Genomic DNA, 6,551 nt, shown 5'->3' on the forward strand with positions numbered 1-6,551 from the left:
GCAGAGTGAAATCAGCGTAATGTTTGGCAGAAATCAGAGGTAATTCAGTTGCGTATTGCTTGCGTTTGAGTGGTTTCCGCAATTGTAGCTAACGTTTTCGTGTATGAAAAGTGCGGGTTTGTGTCAGAGGATTTTCGGAACGAAAATCGGAAGAAAGCAAACACGCACTTTCCTTTTGGTTAAACACTAAAATAAGCATTTTTTATACACAGTGTTGCCCACAGTTATTTCTTTCGTAGCGGTATTTTAAATGCAAAATCTAAACTTATTAAATGTTCATATTCGAATTCCGCTTTAGGTTTTAAATTATAAAAAGTTGGGCGATAAATAAGTCCAACAAAAAAACTTTTCCCAAATTGAAAATAAACATCAGCCGTTAAACCAATGCTTTTATTTTTTCTTTTAATTTCTATTTCGTTTTCAATGTCAGAATCATCAATATAAGTCCAATTATTAATCGAATAATTTAATCCATACCCAATTGAAAATCTTTTGATTTTGAAATTATCAGTTAAACTAAAATAAATGCTATTCATTTTGTCATATGCACTATCGTAATGCACTGGTGCAGGAACAGGTGCGAGAAAATCAGTAGAAGCAGTTGTGTTAAAATTAAAATATTTATTAGACTTGTAGAAATATTCTATTCCAGCAGAGATTCCAAAAAATCCAGTATTAGATTTTGTTCCATAACCTTGAGGTTTAAAATAAAATCCATTTACGTATGGAATTGAAAAGACTAAATTAATATCATTTTTATTTTTTGGATAAGTTTCTGCAAAAAAATCGGTGTAAAATTTACTTACTGGTGGCTCAATAATACGTAAAGAATCTTTTGAATTTAAATAAGCATTTTTACCATAATAAAATCTTTTTTTGTTTGTAAAATCAACAGCATAATTTAAAGGTGCCATTTGCATTCCAACTAAATTCAAATAAAGAAATGTTGGATTTGGTGATGATTTTATTTTGTAATCAATATTTAAAGTATCTGTTATTAAAATTAAATCTAAATCTAAATTTGACCTTATAACTTTAACTTTATTTGGTAAATCATAAATACTGTCATAAACTTTGACCTTGGCATTCTTCTCATTTGAGGAAATGCTTAAATCATAAGTTTTCTTTTTTAAAATTGTTGCACAATTTGTCAATAAAAGACAGAATATAAATGGTAGTAGGATTTTTTTCATAATTGTGGGCAACGTGTTGTATATGATTAGTTGTGTTGGCAGGAACTAAATTAGTAAAAGAAAGCGAATCAGAGGAAAATCCGAAGGATTTTCCGAGTACACACAGAACGAACAATTAATTATATACGTTGTTGTAAGTAGTTTTTCTTTTAGATTAAAATAAAGGTGCTATATTTTTTTCGTGCAATTTTCCTCTATCGTCCGTTGCAACTACTTTTGGTTTTTCTCCATTGTTCCAAATTAGGTAAAATGATTTAAGGGAATCATATTCCACATTCTGAGAGCTAAAATGTTTATATATTTTATCATACCAAAAACCAATTGATAGAGAAATTCTATTAGTAATCATGTTCTTTGGTGAAAATTCCTTTGTTTTCCAATCAATTTTGATGTCGTAGTTTTTTTGATTGATTTTATTTAAGTCTTCAATTACAAAACCTGAATCGACATAATTTTCATAACTTATATAGCTATGCCCAAAATTGTGAATTGCTGATGGAATATTCTTGTATTTCATATTCTATGATACTTTTGGGAGTTTTTTTGATTTTACTAATTCTGTCAGTTTATGAAGCTTCTCTTGATCAATTTTTTTCCAATCAGCTTTTTCAAATTCTAACGTATTGAACTTTTTTAAACTGCGATACATAGGTAAAATAACAGACTTAAAATTTCCAGTCATTTTGTAAATCAGATTTGTTTTTTCTGTTATTTCTTTGCTTTTTGAAATACTCAGCTCAAAATCTTGTTCGTTTGGTTTTAGTACAAAGAAATAACATTCAGGTTCCAAATTCCAGCATATTTCCGTTTCAATTCCGTTTATTGCTAAAATCAGAGATTCGCAAAGTTTGTCAGTCGGAATTTCAGGAATATTTGAAGCAATAAATTCCAATTCAAAATCAGCAGATTTTAATTCAATCGGAAGCCATCCATTTGTCGGATTTCCAATATTCAGTTCTATTTTTCTTGGTTTGGTCAAATTACTTACAACGTGATTGTGTATGGTTAGTTGCGTGGTTAAGCAACTAAGTTAGTAAACATTTGCGAACCCGTGAAAATTCCGCAGGAATTTTCGCAAGTAGGGAAGAACAAAGCAATTAATTATACACGGTGTTACCTACAGTTATTTTTAATTTTTATATTTAGCTTATGTTATTTATTTCAATTATACTTTTCGTAATCTCAATTTATATTTTTCTGGCATATTATTATGAATGGGAACATTCAAAAAAACATTGGCAAAAAGGAATTCCTTATTCTAAATTTGATAAAACTTTAGGAATAATAATGTCTATTGTTGTATTAATTTTTTCTTTTTTTCTGTTCGTGAAATCCTTTTTTAAATAGTTATTTTATTCCAAATTTTACTAATTCAGGTTTTATTATTATTAATTCACTTTTTCTCGGAAATTTTCCGTGTTCAAAAGTCAGTTCAACACTATTCTCTTTCTTTTCGAGCGTTTTTATGTCAACATCATAAAAGTCCGAAATCACGAACGTTTTATTTTCATAGCCCAATTCAGTCGGTTGGATTAAAATATGAATATCAGTTTTAGAATTTTCGGTTTCCAGAGGCAAACTTTGTCCATTATAAAATGTCATTACTCTCACAAAAAAGTCATTTCCATATTCCGATTTGACTTGGTCAAAATCACGAAGGACTGATTCAAATTCCGATTCAGACGTTTGAGTGATTTCAGATGTATGTTTATAAACGAAAAAATTGTCTGATATATCTAAAGTGTCTTTAAAATCCTTTTTGTCAATTAATTTCCGTTCTCCGCTTTTTAATTTTTCCGCAACATTTATCTCAGAGTCTGAAGTTTCCACGAAGCGATAATAATCCGAAGTTTGCTTGTTTTCTAAATTCTCAATTTGTGTCTGTAAATCCGAAATCTGTTTTTCTTTTTCGGTCAGTTTTTCAGTCAGTTTTTCCAATTCCGATGAAGTTTGTTTTGAATTACAACTTGCAATTAAAATCAATATTAAAATCAGTAACGGAATTTTTTTCATAATTGTAGGTAACGGTTTTGTATATGGAAAGTTGCGGGTTTGCGTGCGAGGATTTTCCGAAGGAAAATCAGACGTAGCAAACGTGCAACGACCATTGAATTAAGCACAAAATAGCAATTTTTTATATACGTTGTTAGCTTTTAGTGCTTTTTTGTCCGCTTTGTAATTCATTCCGAATTTTTGTTTTTCTTTAATTTTTATTTTCAGATTTTGAGTAAATTCCGCAGTTTTCGATTCCGCAAACTTGCTCAAATTCTGCAATATTTTTAATTCAGATTTCGAGTGAGCAATTCCGCAACTTGCTAAATTCCGATTGAGTGAGATTCCGAGTTTTTAATTCAGATTTCAATTCCGCAAACGAGCTAAAAAATCAGACGCAATTCAATTCAGAGTTTGAGTGATAATTCAGCGTGTTTTTAAAAATTCCGCAACATTATTTTTCGGTTTTTACTTTCTTAAAATTCAAAAAAAAAAAAAATCGAAAAACAAACAGGCTTTTTTCAATTCCGCAAACTTGCTCCAGCATTAAAGCTAACGGTTTTGTATAAGAATAGTTGCGTGGTTTAAGCACTAAAGTTAGCAAATTAATCACAGATAGAAAGTCCGCGAGGACTTTCGTAGGTAGGCTAGGACTAGCAATTAATTTTATACGGTGTTGTACCCAGTTATTAATCCACGTAGCCATATGAATCATCTTCCAAAATATCTTTTTCGTTCCTTCTTTTTATTAATCGGTTCAGAGTTCCGTTTTCAATTCCTTTTCTTCTAAAATGTCCTGTATTTTCGTCAATCAGTCGGTTAATTATTCTATCGCTAATCTTCTCTATAAAGAAAAAATTGAACGAATCTTTTATTACAGTAAAAGGCGTTAGAAAAATTCCACGTCTTGACCACCAACCAGCGAAAAAAGTAATTAAAATGGCTTTGAATTTCGCTCTTTTCCCACAACTCAAACACAATATTTTTTCATTCCGAGTGTCATTCGCAAAAAGTAAAACAGATACGATTTGGTTAATTTCAAATCCGTAAAGTCTATCTTTCTTTTCAGAGCATTTTGGGCAATTCAGATTTTGAATTTTAGTTTTCAGAGATTCACGCTCAATTCCGTCAACGGTCTTTGTTTCTGTTTCAACCCAATTAATCAAGTTTTTGTCAAGATTACGTTTTTCGATTTCGTCTTTTAAAATCCCAAGTACTTCTTTTCTTAAACCTTTCGATTCTTTTTTAGCAATATTCTCGATTTTAGAATCGGAAAAACCTTTGTAGTTTTCTTTTATTTCGTCGACACTATACATTCAAATTTGGGTTCGGTTTTAATTGGGTACAACGTTTTTGTATAAAGAAAGTTGCGTTTTTGTGGGCGAGGATTTTCCGTAGGAAAATCAGAAGCAAGCAAAAAAGCAACACACTTTAATTAAGCACAAAATAGCAATTTTTTTTATACGGTGTTAGCAAAAGCAGTTTTTAGTTAATTAACATTTGTTATTAGAAAACAACTTAGGCAATAAATAACTCAGCAAATTAGGAACAATTCCGATTATGTTTATCTGTTTGTTACAATTATAAAAAGTACTTATTTATTAAATTTTTAGAGTCAGATTTATGTTCGTTAATTTGTTGAATCAGACGACTTATTTTTAATGATTAAAATAATTCAGAAGCAGAGTGAGCCAGATCCAAAATCTATTTATTTAGTTTTTTGCTTCTTTTACATTTTGTTCTAAATATTCTAAGGAAAATTTTTAGTTTCTTTTTTAGAAATCCGCAATTTTTGTTTTTTAAGAGCAAACCTTGGCGTTATAATTTTCCGTAGATTTTGGTCTTCACCTGTTTTTGCTAACGTGTTTGTATATGGTTTGTTGCGTGGTTTAGCAGATAATTTAGCAAATAAAAACCGAATAGAAAATAGAGTGAACCCAAAAGCTTAGACAAATTTATAATTAATTTTGATAATAATGAGCTCGATATTCGGTCGGGCTCAGACCTTTTAAATTTAGTTTAATTCTTTCATTATTATAATACTTTATATACTCTTTTATATCACGCTTCAATTGTGTTATAGACTTATATTTATTTAGATAAAATAATTCAGATTTTAAAATACCAAAGAAGTTTTCTATTACTGCATTGTCTAAACAATTCCCTTTTCGAGACATACTTTGAGTAATTCCCTTTTCTTTTAATAGACTTTGATACTGTTTCATTTGATATTGCCATCCTTGATCAGAATGCAAGATTAAGTTTGCTTGATTAGGTATCTTTATAAAAGACTTTTTTAACATCGTAACGACTTGTTTAAAGTTTGGTTTTTCAGATAGCTCATAACTTATTATTTCACCATTGAATAAATCAATTATAGGCGATAGATATAGTTTGTCCCCAAAGACTTTAAATTCGGTAATGTCGGTAGCCCATTTTCTATTTGGTTTTATAGCCTTAAAATTACGTTGTAAAATATTGGGAGCTGTTTCACCTATTTGTCCTTTATAAGATTGATATCTTTTAGCTCTTATAAGGCTTTTTAAGCCTAATTGACGCATTAACTTAGATATGGTTTTGTGATTGATTATAAAACCTTTTTTATTAATCTCTAGAGTAATTCTTCTATAGCCATACCTGCCTTTATGCCGATGGTAAATCTTGCTAATTAATTGCTTTATCTCTTTATATTTATCGCTTAAATTATTTCTTTTTCGGTGGTAATAGTAACTGCTTCTTGCCATATTAGTATGTTTTAGTAATAGTTCTAAATCATACTTATGCCTTAATTCTGTTATGGCTTGCGCTTTTTGCTTTGCTCTTCTTGAATTAAGGCCTGAAACTTTTTTAGCAAGTCCAGTTCTGCCCGTAAGGATTCATTTTCCAATAGAAGTTCCTCTTCTCTGGTTAAAGGTTTATTGGATTTCTTTTTTGTCTTTTTAAATTCCATCGCTTTTGGTTTTCCTCTAGTTTTATGGTTTAAGCCTTCGGTACCCAGCTTTTTGTAATTCTTCTGCCAATTCATAATTACAGATTTAGTAGGGATATTGAACTCCAAACAAGCTTGGCTAAAGGATAGTGAATCTTTGTTGATAGCTTCCAATACTTTTATTTTGAAAGGTAAACTATAGACTTTGTTTTTTCTTGGCAACAAAGCTTTTTTGCCATATTTTTCATAAAAACGAATCCAATCATGAAGTGTTGTATGATGACAACCATTTAATTTTGAAACAGCTTCTACTGTTTGATGATGATTTAAAACTTGCTTTACACAGCGAAGTTTGAAATCGTAATTGTACTTGACTTTTCTTCCCATAAAAATACACTTAAATAGTGTCTAACTTTTTGGGTGCAGTTCAAAATCCG

At 30.0% G+C, this 6,551-nt stretch carries 7 protein-coding genes; all 7 read right to left on the minus strand.

The features are described from left to right. Positions 1–224: 224 nt before the first annotated feature. Positions 225–1,193, minus strand: a complete 969-nt coding sequence (locus OS191_RS15480) for a hypothetical protein (RefSeq protein ID WP_267156601.1) — start codon at positions 1,191–1,193, stop codon at positions 225–227. 154 nt (positions 1,194–1,347) lie between these two features. Further along, the gene (locus OS191_RS15485; RefSeq protein ID WP_267156602.1) at positions 1,348–1,710 is read right to left on the minus strand and encodes a hypothetical protein; all 363 of its coding nucleotides are present in this window, start codon (positions 1,708–1,710) and stop codon (positions 1,348–1,350) included. Positions 1,711–1,713: 3 nt separating this feature from the next. Then, positions 1,714–2,172 carry a hypothetical protein gene (locus tag OS191_RS15490; RefSeq protein ID WP_267156603.1) on the minus strand — a complete coding sequence of 153 codons (459 nt, stop codon included), beginning with the start codon at positions 2,170–2,172 and terminating at the stop codon, positions 1,714–1,716. Between the two features lie 368 nt (positions 2,173–2,540). After that, positions 2,541–3,206 carry a hypothetical protein gene (locus tag OS191_RS15495; protein WP_267156604.1) on the minus strand — a complete coding sequence of 222 codons (666 nt, stop codon included), beginning with the start codon at positions 3,204–3,206 and terminating at the stop codon, positions 2,541–2,543. A 668-nt stretch (positions 3,207–3,874) separates the two neighbouring features. Beyond that, positions 3,875–4,501, minus strand: coding sequence for a hypothetical protein (locus tag OS191_RS15500; RefSeq protein ID WP_267156605.1), 627 nt, complete (start codon positions 4,499–4,501; stop codon positions 3,875–3,877). A 645-nt stretch (positions 4,502–5,146) separates the two neighbouring features. Then, positions 5,147–6,061 carry an IS3 family transposase gene (locus tag OS191_RS15505; protein WP_323370139.1) on the minus strand — a complete coding sequence of 305 codons (915 nt, stop codon included), beginning with the start codon at positions 6,059–6,061 and terminating at the stop codon, positions 5,147–5,149. Then, entirely contained in the window at positions 5,980–6,501 is a 522-nt protein-coding gene (locus tag OS191_RS15510) for a helix-turn-helix domain-containing protein (RefSeq protein ID WP_267154908.1), read from the minus strand. Before OS191_RS15510 ends, OS191_RS15505 begins: the two co-directional genes overlap by 82 nt. Positions 6,502–6,551 lie beyond the last annotated feature (50 nt).

The sequence above is a fragment of the Xanthomarina sp. F2636L genome (genome assembly GCF_026410195.1).
Taxonomy (GTDB): Bacteria; Bacteroidota; Bacteroidia; order Flavobacteriales; family Flavobacteriaceae; genus Xanthomarina.